Annotated in this window: 1 pseudogene; it reads right to left on the bottom strand. The window is 76.0% G+C overall.

What is annotated here, in order from left to right:
- Nucleotides 1-142: 142 nt before the first annotated feature.
- Nucleotides 143-953 (bottom strand): annotated as a pseudogene (locus FNQ90_RS24905) (hypothetical protein); the annotation flags it as partial.

Raw genomic sequence — 953 nt, 5'->3', positions numbered from 1 at the left:
TCTCGTGGCTCTGCGGGGTGTGTGGATCACGGGGACGGGGCGGGGCTCCGTGGCCCGGCGGGTCGGGGTCGGCACCGGTCGGTGTGTCCCGCGCCCCGGGCCCGGTGGGACGCCCGGCCCCGTCCCGGGCGCCGGTGGTCGGGAAGGGCAGACCGCCTGGCGGGATGCCGGGGGCCCCGGCGTCGGGATCCGGGGCGCCGAGGGTGCCGGCGCCGTCGGTGACGGTGACCACCCCCAGCGACAGGAGTTCGGCCATCGCCGCGGTGCCCGCCAGTTCCCGCACCTGGAGGCGGTAGCGGGGTGTGGTCCGGTAGGTGCCGCCGTTCTCGTCGCCGGTGCGCTGGAGGAAGCCGGAGTCGGCGAGGAAGGCGACGGCCTTCCCCACGATGCCCGTGGTGGATCCGGCGAGCCGCCTGGCGTCCTTGGTGGCACCGGTGGCACTGCGACGGGCGTACACCCGCCAGGCCGCTTCCAGTTCGGGACTGTCGCTGGCGGGGTCGGTGTTCTCCCCCCGCTCGGCGGCCCGTTCCTCCAGAACCGCGCACGCCTGACGGACGAAGGATTCCACCCCCACGACGCTGACGCGCCCCGAGTACCCCTCGTCCGCCAGGTCGGCCGGTCGGGGGAAGGCGAGGGCCGCAACGGCGAGGTGCGCCAGACCGTGCAGGAAGCGGTCGGCGGAGTCGGCCGCGGCCCGGCGGGCGTAGTCCCCGATGCGCACGGCGAAAACGGATTCCTCCGCGGCGGCGACGGCCATGCCGGCCCGTGGGGAGACCTCCATGACGACCAGTCCCAGCCCGGTGGCGACGGCATCGCAGAGCCGGGCCCAGGCGGGCTCCTCGTGGTAGCGGCGCAGCAGGGTCGCGTAGTCGGCGTCCCGAGCGGGTCGCAGACGGGGCTGAAGGCCCAGGGCGACCAGGCGGGCGGCATCGGTGACATCCGCCGGGGTGGGG

The organism is Streptomyces alkaliphilus (assembly GCF_014141535.1).
GTDB classification, from domain to species: Bacteria; Actinomycetota; Actinomycetes; order Streptomycetales; family Streptomycetaceae; genus Streptomyces; species Streptomyces alkaliphilus.
This window is presented reverse-complemented; position numbering and strand designations above follow the sequence as displayed.